The 17463-nt window shown below is 46.0% G+C and carries 18 protein-coding genes; 11 read left to right on the forward strand and 7 right to left on the reverse strand.

Features of this window, described 5'->3' with window-relative positions:
- Positions 1-287 precede the first annotated feature (287 nt).
- Positions 288-917 (reverse strand): hypothetical protein, encoded by a 630-nt coding sequence (locus tag NCCP2222_RS19580; RefSeq protein WP_248514089.1) that lies wholly within the window; start codon positions 915-917, stop codon positions 288-290.
- Positions 918-1123: 206 nt separating this feature from the next.
- Between NCCP2222_RS19580 and NCCP2222_RS19585 the strand changes: the two genes are divergently transcribed.
- Positions 1124-2065 carry an L-threonine 3-dehydrogenase gene (locus NCCP2222_RS19585; RefSeq protein WP_248514090.1) on the forward strand — a complete coding sequence of 314 codons (942 nt, stop codon included), beginning with the start codon at positions 1124-1126 and terminating at the stop codon, positions 2063-2065.
- A gap of 42 nt (positions 2066-2107) precedes the next feature.
- Here the strand turns inward: NCCP2222_RS19585 and NCCP2222_RS19590 are convergent, their stop codons facing one another.
- Entirely contained in the window at positions 2108-2857 is a 750-nt protein-coding gene (locus tag NCCP2222_RS19590; protein WP_248514091.1) for an IclR family transcriptional regulator, read from the reverse strand.
- Positions 2858-3027: 170 nt separating this feature from the next.
- Between NCCP2222_RS19590 and NCCP2222_RS19595 the strand changes: the two genes are divergently transcribed.
- The 6 genes from NCCP2222_RS19595 to NCCP2222_RS19620 all read left to right on the forward strand — a co-directional run bounded on the left by NCCP2222_RS19595 (position 3028) and on the right by NCCP2222_RS19620 (position 10499).
- Positions 3028-3900, forward strand: a complete 873-nt coding sequence (locus NCCP2222_RS19595; RefSeq protein ID WP_248514092.1) for a dimethylarginine dimethylaminohydrolase family protein — start codon at positions 3028-3030, stop codon at positions 3898-3900.
- Positions 3901-3927: 27 nt separating this feature from the next.
- The gene (locus NCCP2222_RS19600; protein ID WP_248514093.1) at positions 3928-4689 is read left to right on the forward strand and encodes a dimethylarginine dimethylaminohydrolase family protein; all 762 of its coding nucleotides are present in this window, start codon (positions 3928-3930) and stop codon (positions 4687-4689) included.
- A 20-nt stretch (positions 4690-4709) separates the two neighbouring features.
- Positions 4710-6128, forward strand: coding sequence for an amino acid permease (locus NCCP2222_RS19605; protein WP_248514094.1), 1419 nt, complete (start codon positions 4710-4712; stop codon positions 6126-6128).
- A 51-nt stretch (positions 6129-6179) separates the two neighbouring features.
- The gene (locus NCCP2222_RS19610; protein WP_248514096.1) at positions 6180-7595 is read left to right on the forward strand and encodes a YfcC family protein; all 1416 of its coding nucleotides are present in this window, start codon (positions 6180-6182) and stop codon (positions 7593-7595) included.
- A 21-nt stretch (positions 7596-7616) separates the two neighbouring features.
- Positions 7617-8798 (forward strand): amidohydrolase, encoded by a 1182-nt coding sequence (locus NCCP2222_RS19615; RefSeq protein WP_248514097.1) that lies wholly within the window; start codon positions 7617-7619, stop codon positions 8796-8798.
- An 81-nt stretch (positions 8799-8879) separates the two neighbouring features.
- On the forward strand, positions 8880-10499 hold the full coding sequence (locus NCCP2222_RS19620; protein ID WP_248514098.1) for a M20/M25/M40 family metallo-hydrolase: 1620 nt from the start codon (positions 8880-8882) through the stop codon (positions 10497-10499).
- A 76-nt stretch (positions 10500-10575) separates the two neighbouring features.
- Here NCCP2222_RS19620 and NCCP2222_RS19625 read toward each other — a convergent pair whose 3' ends face one another.
- From NCCP2222_RS19625 to thiD, 4 genes are all read right to left on the reverse strand, one after another.
- Positions 10576-11928 carry a YjiH family protein gene (locus NCCP2222_RS19625; RefSeq protein WP_248514099.1) on the reverse strand — a complete coding sequence of 451 codons (1353 nt, stop codon included), beginning with the start codon at positions 11926-11928 and terminating at the stop codon, positions 10576-10578.
- Between the two features lie 278 nt (positions 11929-12206).
- Entirely contained in the window at positions 12207-12887 is a 681-nt protein-coding gene (gene bshB2 / locus NCCP2222_RS19630) for a bacillithiol biosynthesis deacetylase BshB2 (RefSeq protein WP_248514136.1), read from the reverse strand.
- 48 nt (positions 12888-12935) lie between these two features.
- On the reverse strand, positions 12936-13286 hold the full coding sequence (locus NCCP2222_RS19635; RefSeq protein WP_248514100.1) for a YojF family protein: 351 nt from the start codon (positions 13284-13286) through the stop codon (positions 12936-12938).
- Between the two features lie 167 nt (positions 13287-13453).
- Complete coding sequence (thiD, locus tag NCCP2222_RS19640; RefSeq protein WP_248514101.1) at positions 13454-14287, reverse strand: bifunctional hydroxymethylpyrimidine kinase/phosphomethylpyrimidine kinase; 834 nt, start codon at positions 14285-14287, stop codon at positions 13454-13456.
- Positions 14288-14507: 220 nt separating this feature from the next.
- Here thiD and NCCP2222_RS19645 point away from each other — a divergent pair, with 220 nt between their 5' ends.
- The 4 genes from NCCP2222_RS19645 (at position 14508) to NCCP2222_RS19665 (ending at position 17067) form a co-directional block, all read left to right on the forward strand.
- A complete protein-coding gene (locus NCCP2222_RS19645; protein ID WP_248514102.1) occupies positions 14508-15266 on the forward strand; it encodes a DUF4230 domain-containing protein in 759 nt (252 codons plus the stop codon).
- 6 nt (positions 15267-15272) lie between these two features.
- Positions 15273-15947, forward strand: a complete 675-nt coding sequence (locus NCCP2222_RS19650) for a uracil-DNA glycosylase (protein WP_248514103.1) — start codon at positions 15273-15275, stop codon at positions 15945-15947.
- A gap of 221 nt (positions 15948-16168) precedes the next feature.
- On the forward strand, positions 16169-16450 hold the full coding sequence (locus tag NCCP2222_RS19660; RefSeq protein ID WP_248514105.1) for a YwdI family protein: 282 nt from the start codon (positions 16169-16171) through the stop codon (positions 16448-16450).
- A gap of 236 nt (positions 16451-16686) precedes the next feature.
- Positions 16687-17067 (forward strand): DUF423 domain-containing protein, encoded by a 381-nt coding sequence (locus tag NCCP2222_RS19665; protein WP_248514106.1) that lies wholly within the window; start codon positions 16687-16689, stop codon positions 17065-17067.
- Between the two features lie 102 nt (positions 17068-17169).
- Here the strand turns inward: NCCP2222_RS19665 and NCCP2222_RS19670 are convergent.
- Positions 17170-17463 (reverse strand): hypothetical protein (locus NCCP2222_RS19670; protein WP_248514107.1); only part of this gene is annotated, 294 nt, incomplete at its 5' end.

Here is a 17463-nt window from a genome sequence, read left to right on the forward strand (position 1 = left end):
GTACAATACCGAACTCATTTTACCCAAGCTGCCTGAAGCAATATCGTGTCTAACTTTTAGGGGTCACTTCAAGTTGGCGGGTTTTTCGTATGGCTATTTTAGTAGGAATGTATACTTCTTTTACTACTTCATCGGCAAATACAGTTGAATTTTTCTATAAGGAAGTTCAATGTCCTACCATGTCTGTTCGTCCAATCTCACTTCAATAACGAGCCCTCGATGGCCATTATTCTATTCGACATACGAATCTTCCAGGTATTCCATCGGTTCATACCTCCTTACGAAGATTAAACCCTTCCTTCTTCCAATCGTTTCATTGTATGGAATATAACATAACGCTGCATACCAACTGCATGTTTCACTGCCTTGTCGGCTTCTTGCCGGAATTGCTGCCCGTCTTTTCGCTTCCAGGCGATTGCGGCCTGCAGCGAGTGATATGTCCATGGCGTCCGGATTTCTTTAGCCAGTTCTTCAGCTGAAGGCAAGTCCTTTTTCAACACAGCGGCCAATCCGCTGTAATAGTTCTTGAAATCGGGAGAGGACATAGTTTGGGCGACCTCTCTTAACTTTTTTGGATCCTTTTGATAAAAGGCTAAATTGGCTTTGTAGATCTCCTGTACTTCAGCTTGTGGGTAGGAGGCAATAATCCGTTTCAAGGACTGGATCACATCTTCTTTGCTTCCGTAGGCGAGTGCATGCGCATAGCCAAATAACGGCTTGCTGTGATTCGAGACAATAAACCGGTCGATCATCCGGATGCTTTTGGAGCGATAGGTAATGAAAACTGGATAGCCAAATGAAATGGCGAATGTGCCCAAAAGAATGATAATAAAGACGATCCAAAGAGATATTTTTAATTTTAATAAAACATAAAAGGCAATCATCATGCCGATAAAAAGAAATAATTTACCCTTCATGGGTACACCTCAGTTTTTCCCTAAGTATAGCAGATGACAGGGGAAAAGGGGGGGATCATGTATATATTGGAAAGTGAAACTGCTGGTTGTATTTACCGGAAGTACATAATATAATCGAATGATACCGGAATAATAACACTTTCATTTATTCTGAAATAATTTGTCCTTCCCAAAAATACACTTGTCAATTAGGAGGAGTATGCGATATGAAAAAGATCATCGTGACAGGAGCCCTTGGCCAAATCGGTTCCGAATTGATAGAGAAGCTTCGTTCCGAATATGGAACAGACAACGTTTTGGCAACTGATATCCGAAAACCTGAAGGGGAAACGTCTGGCCCGTTTGAATTGTTGGATGTGACGGATGGTAAGCAGATGTCGGAGCTTGCTAAAAAATTCGGGGCTGACACGATCATGCATATGGCAGCACTATTATCCGCGAAAGCTGAGGAGAATCCATTATTCGCCTGGAATTTGAATATGGGTGGATTAATGAATGCGCTTGAAGTAGCGAGGGAACTTGACATGCAGTTCTTCACACCAAGTTCAATCGGTGCATTCGGGCCATCCACGCCGAAACAAAATACACCGCAGGATACGCTGCAGCGCCCTACGACAATGTATGGAGTCAACAAAGTGGCAGGCGAATTGCTGTGCGATTATTATTACCATAAGTTCGGAATTGACACACGCGGCGTCCGTTTCCCGGGCCTCATCTCTTACGTAGCACAGCCGGGCGGCGGTACGACCGATTATGCGGTTGATATTTATTACAAAGCGATCGAGGAAGGGAAGTACACCTCGTTCATTGCTGAGGGCACATATATGGACATGATGTATATGCCGGATGCTTTGCAGGCGATTGTCGACTTGATGGAAGCTGACCCGTCGAAATTGATCCACCGGAATGCCTTCAACGTAACGGCTATGAGCTTTGAGCCATCTCAAATCGCAGCAGCCATTCAAAAGCATATTCCAGACTTCCAAATGGCTTATGATGTAGATCCAGTGCGCCAAGGGATTGCAGACAGCTGGCCAGATCATATCGATCCTTCTGCAGCAATCGAAGAGTGGGGCTTCAAAGCGAAATACGACCTGGATGCCATGACGGAAGATATGCTGGCAAAACTAAAAAAGAAATTGTCCTAATAGGAAAAAACCGCGAATCACTGTTCGCGGTTTTTTTAATTCTTATCGCCTATCCGATGGGCGATAGCCCAGTTTGTTGGAAACTCGTTGTCCGACATCGAGTATTTGCTGAATAAGAAATGCAAGCCGGTCCTCCGAAAGGTTGAATGTCAGGGTACCGATACTGATGGACCCAATTACTTCACCAAATCCATTTATCACCGCCACGGCAACCGACGAGGTGCCATCTGTTCTCTCCCCGTGGCTCACCGCATAGCCTTGCTGGCCAATTTTCAAGAGTTCTTCCTCTATTTTTTTCATCTCGCCTGCTGAAACTAATCCAGATAAGATATCAGTGCGCCGGGTCGCCGGCATAGCGGCTAACATCGCTTTGTTCGCCGCTCCAATATGCATCGGAATCCGGCTGCCCAGTTGGTCGTAGATCCGAATCGGATTGTTTTCGCTGTCGATGCGTTCGATAATAATGGCTTCTTCTCCTGCAGGTTTGCTTAAGTAGACGCTTTCTTCCACTTCTCTTGCCAACCGATCCAATTCAGGACGAATTTTATTCACATAATCCATCGTGTCATAGACTTGAAGCCCATATTCCAGCCAGATCGTTCCAAGTCTGTAGTACTTCGTTTGTCCGTCTTGCTCGACCAAGCCTTGTTTAATCATCGCTTGCAAAATGCGATGGAGTGTACTAAGTGGCAATCGGCATTCTTGTGCCAGTTCAGATATCGGTAAACCGACCTCGGTTGGTTGGGAAGCTAGTATTTTGGCAATAGTCATTGCACGATCGATAGATTGCATAAAAATACACCGCCTAAGTAAATAGTCAGATAAAATTAATGAGTTAGAAGTGAAAATCTAATTATTTTTTTCTAAACACATTGACATTATATCATGACGGGAATATATTTTACATATAATCTTTCCTTTCAACGGAAAGTGTTTCCACTATGCGGAAAAGGGTGAGTGAAATGAAATATTGTTCTTCTATGTTTGCACCGTTGCAACATGTCATTGTGAAGCATCCGAACGAGGCGTTTCAAAGTCAAGCGCATTTGGGAGGCGCTTGGAAAACATTTAACTATTTAGAGGAACCAAGTTTTGAAGAGGCTGTGGAAGAGTTCACGAACTTCATAGAAATCCTCGAGCAGCATGTCGAGCAAATTGATTACTTGCCGGCTTCAGAGAAAGTGGGACTGGATTCCCTCTATGCGCACGATCCGGTTAAGTTCACGCCTGAAGGGGCAATCATTTTAAAATCCGGGAAATCATTGCGGCAGCCGGAAGCAGAAGTGTATAAAGAATTTCTGCAAGAAAAGGGCATTCCCATCGTAGGCGAGTTGACCGGAGAGGCAGTAGCTGACGGGGGAGATATTGTTTGGCTGGATGATCGGACTCTCGCAGTCGGCCGGGGTTACCGGACAAATGACGAAGCGATTCGCCAGTTAAAAGAACTGACGGCCAATATGGTGGATGAATTCATCGTTGTGCAGCTTCCACATGATTTAGGAGAAGCAGAGTGCCTCCATTTGATGTCCTTCATCAGTATGGTCGACAAGGATTTGGCTGTTGTCCATTCCAGATTAATGCCCGTGTTTTTTAGACAGCTGTTACTGGAACGGGGCATTCAGTTGATCGAAGTTCCAAAAGAAGAATATGACGTGCTCGGCTGCAATGTGCTTGCGCTTGCTCCACGTATTTGTGTGATTCCGAATGGAAACGATTTCACGAAACGGCAATTGGAAGAAGCCGGAGCAACTGTTCACGAATACAAAGGCGAAGAAATTAGTGTTAAGGGTACAGGTGGACCGACATGTCTGACTTGTCCGGTTGTCAGAGGATAAAAATACACAGAAAAAAGGAGCATTTATATGTTTAAAAATGTAATTGTCAAAACACCAGGAAAGAGCTATTTAAATGGATTAACGACTTCCGATCTAGGGACTCCGGATTATGACGTGCTGATCAAGCAGCATGAGGCTTACGTAGAAGCATTAGAAAAATGTGGAGTAGCTGTCACACATCTACCGGCCAGTGAGGAATTTCCGGATTCAACATTTGTAGAAGATACGGCTGTATTGACATCTGAATTTGCTGTCGTTTCCAATCCGGGAGCAGATTCCAGAAATCGTGAAATTGTAGAGATGGAACCGGTTCTGAGAAAATTCTACGATAAAGTATTTCATATTGAAGCGCCAGGCACGTTGGACGGCGGTGATGTACTTCAAGCAGAAGACTGTTTCTACATCGGCATTTCCGATCGGACAAACGAAGAGGGCGCTCGTCAATTAAAATCGATTCTTGAAGCGGAAGGGTATGAAGCAACAATCATCCCGTTGAAGGAATTCTTCCACTTAAAGACTGGCATTGCGTACGTAGGGGAAAATCGTATGGTCGTAGCAGGTGAGTTTATTGAACATCCAGCCTTTGATTCCTATGAAAAAATTATCATCGGGAAGGAAGATGAGTATTCCGCTAATATGATTCGTGTCAATGACTATGTCATTATTCCGAGTGGTTACGAGGAGACGAAACGTAAGCTAGTGGAAGCGGGCTATGAAACAATTGAATTGGACATGTCAGAGGTCCGAAAGCATGACGGTGGTTTAAGCTGTCTATCGCTTCGCTTCTAATTTGAAAGGGAGGGAATCGAATGTCAAACACAAGGGGAAACACCGAACCACTGGAATTAAACCGCTCGATGAAAAGCCGCCATTTGCTCATGCTGTCGCTTGGCGGCGTCATCGGGACGGGGTTGTTTTTAAATGTAGGGTACACCATTAATCAGGCAGGGCCGGGCGGAGCGATCATTGGTTATCTAATCGGCGGATTGATTTTATACATGGTCATGACATGTCTTGGAGAACTGGCGGTTCATATGCCGGTAACCGGATCGTTTCAACTTTATGCAACCCGCTATATTAGTCCTTCTGTCGGTTTTTCCTTGGGCTGGATGTATTTTGTCGGTTCGGCGGCTACAGCCGGTGTGGAGTTTACGGCAGCAGGAATTCTCATGCAACATTGGTTCCCCCATATACCCGTCTGGATTTGGTGTGCGGCATTCATGGTGTTGCTGTTCTTCCTCAATGCCCTGTCAACAAAAGGATTCGCGGAAGCGGAATTTTGGTTTGCAGGAATTAAAGTGCTTGCTGTTATCGCTTTTATTATTATCGGAGTGGCAGCCATTTTCGGATGGATTCCGTTAGCGGACCGGCCGGTGCCTCACTTGACGAATCTGGCGCCGAGCGGACTATTTCCAGCAGGGATAGCCATCATCTTTGTGACGATGATGAATGTGATCTTCTCGTACCAAGGCTCCGAATTGGTCGGCATTGCGGCAGGAGAAACGGATGACCCGGGAAAAAACATCCCAAGAGCCATTCGGACCATCCTGTTCCGGATTGTGATTTTTTATATCGCCTCTATCATCGTGCTGTCTGCGATTTTTCCTTCATCAGAACTTGGGTTGTTGGAAAGTCCGTTTGTTACGCTGATGAAGATTGCAGGTGTGCCGTATGCGGCAGGCATTATGAACTTCATTATCCTGACAGCCATTCTGTCTGTCGGAAATTCATGCTTATATGCATCTACCCGTTTATTATGGTCGATGGCAAATGAGGGAATGGCTCCAAAGCTTTTTGGCAAGCTGACGAAACGAAAAGTGCCTTTGAATGCGTTGTATTTTACAATGGCTTTCTCGTTGTTGTCTTTATTGACAAGTGTTATGGAAGCGGATGCAGTATTTGTTCTCCTCATGTCGATTGCAGGCATCGCGGTGACGATTTCGTGGATGGGAATTGCAACTTCACAGCTTATGTTCCGCAAACGGTATTTGAGAGCAGGGGGACGTGTAAGCGATTTAGGCTTTCGAGTGCCTTTCTATCCTGCAATTCCAATCATCTGTATCACGTTTTGTCTGTTGATTCTCATATTCTTGGCTTTTGACCCGAGCCAACGTATTGGCTTGTTCTATGGCGTAGGGTTTTTCATCGCTTGTATGATATTTTACAAAGTGAAATTGCAGAAGAAGGAGCAGGCACTTTCAGACATAAAGGCCAAGCCTGTGAAGTAATATAAATGCAGCTAAAATTTTCTAAATATTGAGAACTATAGGGGTGGCAGGATGAGGGAAGATAAGGGGAGTTATGTACAAACTCAGGAAACACCGGAGAAAGGGATTAATGCCTTTTTCCTTATGTTCATAGTCATCGTCGTTATGACGATATTAACTTATATTGTACCAGCCGGCCAATACGATCGGGTGGAAAAGGACGGCCGGACTGTTGTGGATCCGACCTCCTTCCACTTCGTTGATTCTTCGCCTGTTGGCCCATTGGAGATGTTCAACAGCGTCCATCATGGATTAGTGGAAGGTGCACCAATCATTCTATTCGTTTTTCTATTTGGTGGCGCTTTAGGAATTATGCAAGCGACCGGAGCAATTGATTCGTTCATCACTTTTGTGGCAGCGCGTTTTGGGACAAAGGAAAAACTATTAATTCCGCTGCTGGTCTTAATTTTTTCATTGTTAGGGACATTGATTGGATCAGCTGAAGACACGCTCGTTTACATTGCGATCATCGTGCCGATGACAATGGCGCTTCGAATGGATGCGTTGACCGGATTTGCGATTGTCATGCTTGGTACACTGGCAACCGGTTTTGTTACCGGGATTACAAACCCCTTCAATGTCGCAGTCGCACAAAGCATTGCAGAGCTGCCGATTTATTCAGGCATGGGGATGCGAATTGCGATTTATGTCGTATTTTATTTATTGACTGTCTTCTATATCTATTTCCATGCACGGAAAGTGAAAAGAGATCCAAGCAAAGGTGTTTATGGAAAGTTTAATCCGGACGAACAGATAGAAATCGATCGAAACTTTAAAATGAGCCTGCGTCATAAGCTTGCGTTACTCGTATTGCTGTTGAACTTTATTGCGCTTGTTGTTGGTGTAATTAAATTTCAATGGTATATCAGTGAAATCGGAGGGATTTTCCTCTTAAGCGCCATCATTATGGGCGTAATTGGAAAATTATCACCGAACCAGATGGCTAATGGATTCATCGCCGGAGCACGTGAAATGGTTGCAGGAGCCCTCATCATCGGGATCGCTCAAACTATATTAGTTATAACAAAAAACGGCGGTTTGCTGGATACGATTTTGTTCTATGCGTCTTCGCTAGTTGGGCACTTGCCAGCCTCCATTAACGCAGTCGGGATGTTCATTATGCAGCTATTCCTGAACTTTATCGTTCCTTCGGGCAGTGGCCAGGCAGCATTGACAATGCCGATTATGACACCATTGGCAGATCTGATCGGCGTGACCCGGCAAACGGCTGTTTTCGCATTCCAGATGGGTGATGGAATATCAAATATGGTTATTCCGACAAGCGGCGTCTTACTGGCCGGGTTAGCCATTGCCGGTATTCCGTTCACGAAATGGGTGAAATGGGTCTTCCCTTATTTTCTCATGCAAGTCGTGATTGCCATCATCTTTTTAATCATTGCACAGGCAATCAATTATGGACCGTTTTAACAACATGAGGAGGCGTTGGTGTTGAGTGAATCTACAGATTTACAACAAGAAGTGATCAAGTGGAGACGGCATCTACATGAAAATGCAGAGCTGTCCTATGAGGAATACAAAACCTCTGATTATATCTATCATCTTGTCAGTACCTTTCCGGGTGTATCAGTGACGCGTCCAACGAAAACTAGCGTCTATGCGGTACTCAAAGGTGGAAAGGAAACGGCGGACAAGACGTATACAATTGCGTTTCGAGCGGATATCGATGCGTTGCCGATCGTAGAGGAAACCGAAATCGATTTCAAATCAAAGAATTCGGGAGTCATGCACGCATGTGGGCATGATGTCCATGCAGCCATGCTGTTAGGTACAGTAAAAGCGTTGTCTGATAAACAAGATGAGTTGAGCGGCGAATTTCGTTTCATTTTTCAGCACGCGGAAGAAGTGACCCCTGGAGGAGCCATCGAGTTAGTGGAGAAAGGGGTTATGGAAGGCGTCGATTACGTATTCGCGCTTCATGTCTACCCATATGAAGAAGCTGGAAAGTTTTCGATGCGTGCCGGGGCTATGAATGCAGCGGGTGATGATTTTGAAATTAAAATCATTGGCAGCGGCGGCCATGCTTCAACACCTGAGTTGACAGTTGATCCGCTCATCATTGGTGCCGAAATTGCCACGAATATCTCCCATGTGGTTGCAAGAAAGTTGCCAATTCTAAAAGCGCCAGTCATTACAGTCACTAAGTTTAATTGTGGCAATTCCTTGAATGTCATTGCGGATACGGCCGAGCTTGGCGGAACAATCCGTTCTCTTGATCCCGAGGTCCGCGTCCAGGCAAGGGACTATTTGGAGCAAGTGGTAAGAGGAATTGCGGCTACTCACGGTGCGCAAGTAGAGGTGAAATGGGATATCGGTTGCCCAGCCGTCATCAATGATGAAAAAGCGACGGCTATTACAAAAAGTGTTGCGGAAGAATTGGTCGGCTCAGAGAATGTCATCCCGTTGGCAGAACCGATATTTGGAGCGGAAGATTTTGCAGCCTATTCGGAAGTCGTACCTGCCTCTATGCAATTCATCGGCGTCCATAACGCGGATTTTGGGCAAGCGTATCCTCTGCATCATCCAAAGTTTAAAGTGGATGAAAAGGCGATGCGGTACGGAATCGAATATTTTGTAAAGATAGCGGAAAAATTCTCAGAAGGTCTTTGCTGATTGTGCAAGCAGGACAATAGGGTAAGACGACAACATCTCGTACCCTATTAAAAATACGGGTTTAAATAAGGAGTTTTTGGTATGAATCAATACAAGTGGAACACATCTGAAACGCTGCGGGAATTATTATGCGAACTTGTCAGCTGGGATAGCCAAACATTAACGGATGGAGAGCGGACTTTTTCCGCAAAGTTGAAAATGAAGATGGAGCAGCTTCGTTACTTTCAGGAGCATCCTGAGCAGTTAGTATTACATGATGCAGGGCTCGGGCGTAGTACATTGACCGCGCTTTACAAGCATCCGGATGCTGTGGAAACAGTCGTGCTGATCAGTCATTTTGATACTGTCCAAACCGAAGAATATGGCGTGTTGGAGCCGCTTGCCTACCATCCGGAGGAATTGACTCAAAAGCTTCATGAATTCAAACATGAGCTGCCCCTCGCTGCACGGGTAGACCTCGAATCCGGTGATTACTTGTTCGGCCGTGGAACGATGGACATGAAAATGGGTCTCGCCCTTCATATGCAGCTGATAGAAAAGGCGAGTATCGAACAGTGGCCAATTAATCTTTTGCTGACAGCTGTTCCGGATGAAGAAGTGAATTCGGCAGGCATGCGTGCAGCCGTCAAGGCGCTTGTCCGCTTGCGAGATGAGTATCGCCTTACGTATAAACTCTTTTTGAACAGTGAACCGTCCTTCTCGCAGGGGCCAACGGATACTAAGGAATACATCTATTCCGGTACCATCGGAAAGATCATGCCTGCTGCATTATTTTATGGGAAAGAAACACATGTCGGTGAGCCGCTCAAAGGAATGACAGCCAATTATATTGCTTCTTTCCTGACGCAACGGATGGAATGGAATGAAAAATTCCGTGAGACAGACCTCGGAGAAAGCACACCGCTTCCGGTTTCATTGCAACAGAAGGATCTGAAATTCCAATACTCGACCCAGACTCCTTACCGGGCTGCGGCGCTCTATAATGTCTTTTTATTCAAACGGACTGCGGCAGACGTCATGGACTTGTTCGAGGAAGTTGCAAGGGAGGCCATGACGGCATGCAATGAAAGCTACCAGGCCATTTGTGAGCGGGAACAAGTGAAAGGCATCGGTGAAGTGAGGGTACTGCGTTATGAGCAATTGCTCGCTCATGCAGAAGAGAAACTGGGAACAGCTGAAGTGGAACGGCTGAAAGCGCAGGTGCTGGCGCATGATGAATGGGATGACCGGGAGAAATCTCTCCGCATTGTGGATGATCTGATGATTCAATGCCAAGAGCTTGCGCCGGCTACCGTGCTTTTGTACGCCCCGCCTTATTATCCGGCCGTCAACTCGTCTAATGATCCATTCATTCAAGAAGCAGTTCGTCTCGTGCAGGAGACGGGCAAGTCCTTCGACATTGCCCTGGAGCAAATCCATTATTTCAATGGCATTTGTGACTTAAGCTATGTGAATTATGACGATACAGCGAAAGGCTGGACCTCATTTGAAAGAAATACCCCTGTTTGGGGCGAGACGTACAGCATACCGTTTGAAGAGATGGGTGAATTGAAAGCGCCTGTGTTAAATGTCGGGCCATTCGGAAAGGATGCGCATCAGAAGACAGAACGGCTGCATGTAGAAAGTGCCTTTAAAGAAATGCCGTTTTTGCTGGAAACGCTTATTCAAAGGTTGTTTTGTAAAAAAATAGATGTCGCGTAAAAAATGAAACGGACAGTCACCATGTAAGAAAAATCCCCTCACTGCCACATAACGGCCGTGAGGGGATTCGTTGTTATTAAAACAATAGATGCGCTACACCTGCAACAATCGGCAGGGCAATGAGCGTTCGCAAGATGAATATGATAATGAGGTCTAAGATGTTGATCGGTATTTTCGTTCCAAGAATCAAACCACCGACTTCTGACATATAGATCAGCTGAACAACGGAAATCGTTGCGATCGTGAACAATGTTATTTGCGATGTAATGACACCATCTGCCAAAATGACAGGCAAGAACATATCAGCGAATCCGACCACCATGGACTGTGCCGCATTTGCAGCTTCCGGAATGCCGAGAACGGATAAGATTGGTTCAAATGGTTTTCCGAGAATCGTGAAGACGCTCGTATATTCAGCCAGCATCAGAGCGATCGTACCGAATGCCATGACGACAGGTGCAACGCCAAGCCACATATCAAATACATTTCGCATCCCGTCCGTGAAAATCTTACCGAGGTTCCGGTTTTTTGATGCCGTGACGAGGGCGTTCTCCAAGCCGTGGCTGAATACATTGTATCCTTCCGGCAGCTTTTCCTCTTCACCTGTATAAGCCCGTCCATCGATATATTCGTCCTTCTTGCCACGCAGCGGATAAATCCGCGGCATGATTAGCGCAAGGATAATACCTGTGCCAACCACAGTTGCGTAGAATGGAAGGAAGTAGCGATCAAGTCCAACCGTATCAATAATGACGAGCGAGAAGGTAATTGAAACAACAGAGAAAGTTGTCGCGATAATCGCTGCTTCTTTTTTTGTATAATGGCCATCCTCGTATTGCTTGCTTGTAAGCAGGACACCGATAGTACCATCGCCTATCCAAGAAGCGAGAGCATCAATAGAGGACCGCCCCGGTAATTGGAACAAAGGTCGCATTACTTTTACCATCATCGTGCCGAAGAACTCGAGTAGACCGAAGTTTAAAAGAAGCGGCAGCAGGAGCCCGGCAAATAAGAAGATGGTGAATAGGAAAGAAACAAGACCATCCGGCGCCAGCAAAAGACCGCCTGTATTTTCACTCCAAATTGCTTCAGGTCCCATTTTAAATGTGACCATGATGGCAAAAATGGCTCCCAGAACCCGAGTAATAGTCCAGAAAGGCGTTACCTTAAAAAGACTTTCCAATAAGGAAGGTTTATTTCCGTCTTTTGGAATGAATAAAAAGATGGCAGAACCAAGTGCTGCAATAGTAATGATGATAGTGGCTGCCATCGGCATAGCCGGTTCTACAATGCCTGAAAGCCAATCGGCCAACTTCGCAATTGGCACTTTCCAGCCGCTTTCAAATGGCCATGGAATCATGAATAAAATTATTCCAAGTATAGATGGAATCAAAAAGTAAAACCAAGTGGATAAGCGGAACTGATTCAACGTACTCTCTCCTCTGATGTATAAATATGATATTTTTATGAATGTTTATACATAATATAGTAGATTAGTTCGAATGTAAATGGTGGTGAAAAAAGTCCTACTAATCAGTCAATTGCATTGAGATAGTAGAAGGCTGCTGCCATGACCAATATGTTATAACCGTTTCTATCTAATCGTAAACTTCAAAAATATAGTTGTTTTATAAAGATATAGGGATGGAAGCGTTTGCAAATTAAATAAGGAAAGGAGCCGCCTGTTTCCGGGCGGCTTCTTTCTATTTATTCGAAATCCTGATCCCATCGATATGTGTAAAACCGTTCATAATGAAGCCATTTCAATGCCTCTGGGTCTTGTTCAGCCAAGCGTTTTTCCATATCCTGCATCATCCAGACCGTTTGGGATGCGTGGGCATTCATCGTTGCCAGTTTTTTCTTTGCAGCGCCTTCCACATGGTGAATTATGTCCGGATCCCCAAGCACTTCCTTCGTGTTATGGGCAAAGGCAATTGTATAGAGAGTCGGCCGTTCACTTTCCGGCATGCGCCGGATAGCCCGGACTACTGCTCTCGCCGTTGCATCATGATCAGGATGGACAGACAAATTCGGATAGAAGGAAATGACGAGAGATGGCTGGGTCTCGTCAATCAAATCTGCAACGAGCTTCACCATTTTTTCATCATCTTCAAATTCTACCGTTTTATCACGAAGCCCCATCATGCGCAAATCATCAAGGCCCATCGCTTCTGCTGCTTTCAACAGTTCCTTTTTCCGGATCTGAGGTAGCGTTTCCCGGTTGGCGAATGGGGGATTGCCGAAATTCCGGCCCATTTCTCCTAACGTCAAGCAGGCATAGGTGACTGGGATGCCCATTTCACGATAGGTGGAAATCGTACCGGACACGCCGAACGCTTCGTCGTCCGGATGGGGAAATATTACAAGCACATGGCGTTCTTGTTTAATCATAAGAAATCCTCCTTGCATAATTATAGTAACGCGTCCGCTGTGGTCTTAATATGTAAAAGGCGTTTCGCTGATTTCTAGCGATACGGCAAGCTTGCCGTCCGGGTCTAGGCCAGCCATTAGCAGCCTTCCATGTTCATCGAGTGTATAATGCGTGATCCCTTGGGCATAAACCCATCCGTACGGCAGTTTCAATCCGATCCGGTGCGGTGATTCGCCAGCCACTTTTCCAAGTTCGTATTTCACGACGACGTTACGGATAAAAGCCCCCGCATTGAAAAAACCTTCCTTGAAATGCGAGGCATAGGATCCATTGGTCGTCTCTAAATGTATATACACGTCTTTATTCGCAAAGGAATCAATCAGTTCTTGCAAATGAGCCGGTTGTACGAGTTCCATTCATACTCCTCCTACTTACATAGTCATGTATTTATTCAGTATAGCGAAACGTTTGGATGATTGCAGTATACGTGCTTGATGGGGCACGTCCACATGCATCTTCCGACTAGGGCCTGAAAGAATAAAAAAAGAGGAAGCCTCTGTGGAGAGACGGCTTCCCATCAGATTTAGATTTCTGTAGTCGTAATTTCGGGAGCTCCCAAACGGTTTTTCGCGCCATGCATCACTGGACCGACATACTCATTCAGCTTCCAGCCGTTCGCGATTGCCGCCGTGACAAACTTTTTCGCCTCGATCACTGCTTCGCGGACGTCAAGTCCATTCGCAAGGTTCGCAGTGATGGCAGCTGCAAAAGTGCAACCAGCGCCATGGTTGTAATGCGTGTCCGTCTTTTCAGCTTCCAGCAGCGTGAATGTTTGGCCATCATAGAACAAGTCTGCCGCTTTGTCATGCTGCAATTGCTTGCCGCCTTTAATAACTACATTTCTTGCGCCAAGTGAATGTATTTTTTCGGCGACTGACTTCATTTGTTCAATAGACGTCGGTGTTTTCATGCCAGCCAATTGGCCTGCTTCGAACAAGTTAGGTGTTACGATTTCCGCCTTCGGCAGTAAATAGTTCACCATCGCATCGACAGTGCCTGGATTCAATACTTCGTCTTCCCCTTTACATACCATGACCGGGTCGATGACAACATGATCGAGCCCGGATTCATTGATTGCCTCTCCAGCTGTCTGGATGACTTCTTCCGTGCTCAACATACCTGTTTTAATTGCGTCGATGCCTGTCGAAAGGGCTGTTTGTAGTTGCGCTTTCAATACGTCGATGGGCAGGGAATAGACATGATGCGCCCAATTGTTATCGGGATCCATCGTGACAATGACCGTCAAGGCGGTCATGCCATAGGTTCCGTGTTCTTGAAATGTTTTCAAATCGGCCTGAATGCCAGCGCCGCCTGATGTATCTGATCCCGCAATGGTTAGTGTCTTTTTCAACGTCATAACAGAAAACCCCTTTATGATGGTTTACGTACGTCTTTAATGGTAATCAAAACGAAGAAAAAATACAATTGTCGGAAATTGTCCCTTTCCAGGAGACTCCTGCACAGGGCATCTTTTCAGTTGTTGAATCGGAAACTTTTCGATAGGCTGAACGTACAGATTACTAGCGAAAATACGTGAAAAAGAGAGAAGTGGCGTATGGAGGAGGGCGAAGCCGGGTATGGGAAATAAGAAGAAGATTAAAGAGATGGAAAAGATACTGGAAGAGCTGAAAGCGGCGGAGGGAGAACAGGCTGTCACAATGGAAGCTGTGACAGGCAGAAGAAGTCGGACAAGCTTTTGGAGAATGGGGAAGGCTTTCTTTTCCATGTGGAGAAGATCGATACTTCTCGTTGCGGTCCTTGTTGTGCTTCTTGTCATCGCTTTACCGTTCATTACCTTCTACTATTTAAAATCAGGCAGCACCTTCACGGAGGACAAGGGTGTCTTTTTAGAGAGAATCCAAGATTTGAATGAAATCGCGACAGCGGAATCCTATACAAAAGTCATCATTGAAAGGCAGGATAACCAGCTGTTTGGCCAAAGTATCGGCGTTAATCTCCCCGGCACGAAACGCCAATTGCTCGTTGTCATTCCTGGCTCGGTGAAAGCGGGAGTGGACCTGAGCCATTTAACTGAAAAGGATATTACAATAAATGAAAAGAACAAAACGGCCACATTAGAGTTGCCGCCTGCATCCTTCCTGGGCGGGGCGGAAATTTACTTCGACCAGGTTGAAATCTATTCCTATGAAGGAGTCTTCCGGGAAAAGGCCGACATTCAAGAAGGCTACGAACTCGCAGAGGAAGCAAAGAAATTGATTTTGGAAGAGAGTGCAGGCCAAGGGGTATTGCAAATGGCCGAACAAAATGCAGAGAAGACGTTAAAAGAAATGTTTTCATTCGCAGGCTATGACGTAACCATTAACTTCAAGGAGTGATATGCGATGAAACAATTGTTTAAGAATGATTGGGACGAAGTGCTGGCAGAAGAGTTCCAGCGACCGTATTACTTACATTTAAGGGAGTTTCTAAAAGAACAATATGCTTCAGCGCCTATTTATCCACAGATGGAGGATATGTGGACAGCTTTTCAATTGACGCCGTTCCATCAGGTGAAAGTCGTTATTTTAGGGCAAGACCCTTATCATGGCCCCGGGCAGGCGCACGGCCTCAGTTTCTCCGTAAAAGAAGAAGTGAAACTGCCGCCCAGCCTTCGCAACATTTTCAAAGAATTAAAGACGGACATCGGTTGTGATATTCCAGTGCATGGCATGCTGACGGGGTGGGCAGAGCAAGGCGTTCTCCTCCTCAACACGGTGCTTACGGTACGGGAAGGCGAGGCCCATTCGCATCGGGGCAAAGGATGGGAGCTCTTTACGGCTGAAGTGATTCGTAAGTTGTCGGCTCGCCATGAACCGGTCGTTTTTGTGTTATGGGGGAAACCTGCTCAGACGAAAAAGAGTTTGATTGATACAAATCGAAATGCGATCATCGAATCCCCGCATCCAAGTCCGCTCAGTGCGAGCCGCGGCTTTTTCGGCAGCCGGCCGTTTTCGAAGGTGAATGAACAACTGCAGCAATGGGAAGAGCAGCCAATTGACTGGTGCCGCACTGTGTAATTTGCTCGCCATCCGTGATACAGTGGAAAGTGAAAGAGGGAGATGAACGTGGCGGTTAACTGTTTTCAATGCCGGCATTTCTTTGTGACGTGGGATCCCAAGCATCCGCGCGGCTGCAAAGTTTATGGGTTTAAGACCCGCGAACTCCCATCCGTTGTCGTCCGCCGATCTTCGGGGATGGAATGCATGCATTTTGCACAAAAGAAGGGAGAAGCCGGAAAATGATTTCGCATGAACAAGTGTTAGCTGAAATGGAACGTCAACTGCAACAGGCCAGAACGGCTCACGACGAACGGGCTGTCCGTGAAGCGCTTGCTGCCATCCGCTCGCTTTGTGAAGTGGTGCTCGGCGCTACTCCTTCAGTAAGGCCAGAGCGCACGGAGCTGCCAAAGGAACGAGTCCAGCAGCCAATAATCACGCAGCCTGTTTCTTCAACAGTACCACTGGAGGGCAGGCCGTTAGAGGAAGAGGATGCGAATGGCGGCTCGCTTTTTGACTTTTGATAGCTTGTTGAGACACCTTTGTTGTACTCGGATTTCATGTCAGTCGCTCTACATGCAAATTGTCGAAAACTTGTCATGCAATCCATAGGGTAAAACAGGTGGAAACGAGGTACGATAAGTAGAGCAGGGTCGGGTTAGGAGATGGACAGGACGACTTTTGCTGCATTTGTTCGATAAATCTCCTGCCGCAGACACCCCCTTAAAAGGTACTCGAATTGAAGGAGAGAAGGATACATATGCCATTTTTTATTATTGCGGGCGCAGTGAACGCCGCTCTTGCAGTCGCACTCGGGGCATTTGGTGCCCACGCATTAAAAGAAAAACTTTCGGAACATTATCTTGCCATTTGGGAAACCGCTGTGCAATATCAAATGTTCCATGCACTTGGCCTCATCGCAGTCGGAATTCTGATGAGCTCTTCCTTGCTCGGGCCTTCTGCGCAGCTTAGCTGGGCAGGATACCTGCTGCTTGCAGGCATCATCATCTTCTCCGGCAGTTTGTATGCATTAAGCCTATCTGGCGTAGGCATACTCGGCGCCATTACACCAATTGGCGGCGTAGCCTTCATCATCGGCTGGGTAATGTTTATCATCGCAGCAGTGAAGTTTGGTAAATGAAGTTAGGACAGCAGGACTCTTTTAATGGAGTCCGCTGTTTTTTTTATTTGCGTGGAAGGGGGGAGTTTTTAATTGTGCAGAGAAAGAGGAAGTTTTTTGCATTTAGCGCGAGTTGGAGCAGGCAATGAACTGTTCATTCCCGCGTCTAGCGGAAATGGACGAACCGCTCGTATACGCTTCCGTACCGCTCGTATAATCTGAATACAGCTCGTATCGCGTCTCGAACCACTCGTATCTTTCTAGAACCTCTCGTATATTCTTCCGAACCACTCGTATATTCTGATGACCGCTCGTATCCCGTCGCAAACCGCTCGTATAATTTGGGGACAGCCCGTATCTCATGATATTTTTAGACAAGAGTAAACCAACTATTAAATCAAATTCTTGATTGGTCAA

This window comes from Sporosarcina sp. NCCP-2222 (genome assembly GCF_023168145.1).
Taxonomy (GTDB): domain Bacteria; phylum Bacillota; class Bacilli; order Bacillales_A; family Planococcaceae; genus Sporosarcina.

Excerpts from the sequence above, each read along its gene's own strand:
- NCCP2222_RS19580 (WP_248514089.1), bottom strand. The coding sequence starts at position 917 with ATGAAGGGTAAATTATTTCTTTTTATCGGCATGATGATTGCCTTTTAT.
- NCCP2222_RS19585 (WP_248514090.1), top strand. The coding sequence starts at position 1,124 with ATGAAAAAGATCATCGTGACAGGAGCCCTTGGCCAAATCGGTTCCGAA.
- NCCP2222_RS19590 (WP_248514091.1), bottom strand. The coding sequence starts at position 2,857 with ATGCAATCTATCGATCGTGCAATGACTATTGCCAAAATACTAGCTTCC.
- NCCP2222_RS19595 (WP_248514092.1), top strand. The coding sequence starts at position 3,028 with ATGAAATATTGTTCTTCTATGTTTGCACCGTTGCAACATGTCATTGTG.
- NCCP2222_RS19600 (WP_248514093.1), top strand. The coding sequence starts at position 3,928 with ATGTTTAAAAATGTAATTGTCAAAACACCAGGAAAGAGCTATTTAAAT.
- NCCP2222_RS19605 (WP_248514094.1), top strand. The coding sequence starts at position 4,710 with ATGTCAAACACAAGGGGAAACACCGAACCACTGGAATTAAACCGCTCG.
- NCCP2222_RS19610 (WP_248514096.1), top strand. The coding sequence starts at position 6,180 with ATGAGGGAAGATAAGGGGAGTTATGTACAAACTCAGGAAACACCGGAG.
- NCCP2222_RS19620 (WP_248514098.1), top strand. The coding sequence starts at position 8,880 with ATGAATCAATACAAGTGGAACACATCTGAAACGCTGCGGGAATTATTA.
- NCCP2222_RS19635 (WP_248514100.1), bottom strand. The coding sequence starts at position 13,286 with ATGGAACTCGTACAACCGGCTCATTTGCAAGAACTGATTGATTCCTTT.
- thiD (WP_248514101.1), bottom strand. The coding sequence starts at position 14,287 with ATGACGTTGAAAAAGACACTAACCATTGCGGGATCAGATACATCAGGC.
- NCCP2222_RS19645 (WP_248514102.1), top strand. The coding sequence starts at position 14,508 with ATGGGAAATAAGAAGAAGATTAAAGAGATGGAAAAGATACTGGAAGAG.
- NCCP2222_RS19650 (WP_248514103.1), top strand. The coding sequence starts at position 15,273 with ATGAAACAATTGTTTAAGAATGATTGGGACGAAGTGCTGGCAGAAGAG.
- NCCP2222_RS19660 (WP_248514105.1), top strand. The coding sequence starts at position 16,169 with ATGATTTCGCATGAACAAGTGTTAGCTGAAATGGAACGTCAACTGCAA.
- NCCP2222_RS19665 (WP_248514106.1), top strand. The coding sequence starts at position 16,687 with ATGCCATTTTTTATTATTGCGGGCGCAGTGAACGCCGCTCTTGCAGTC.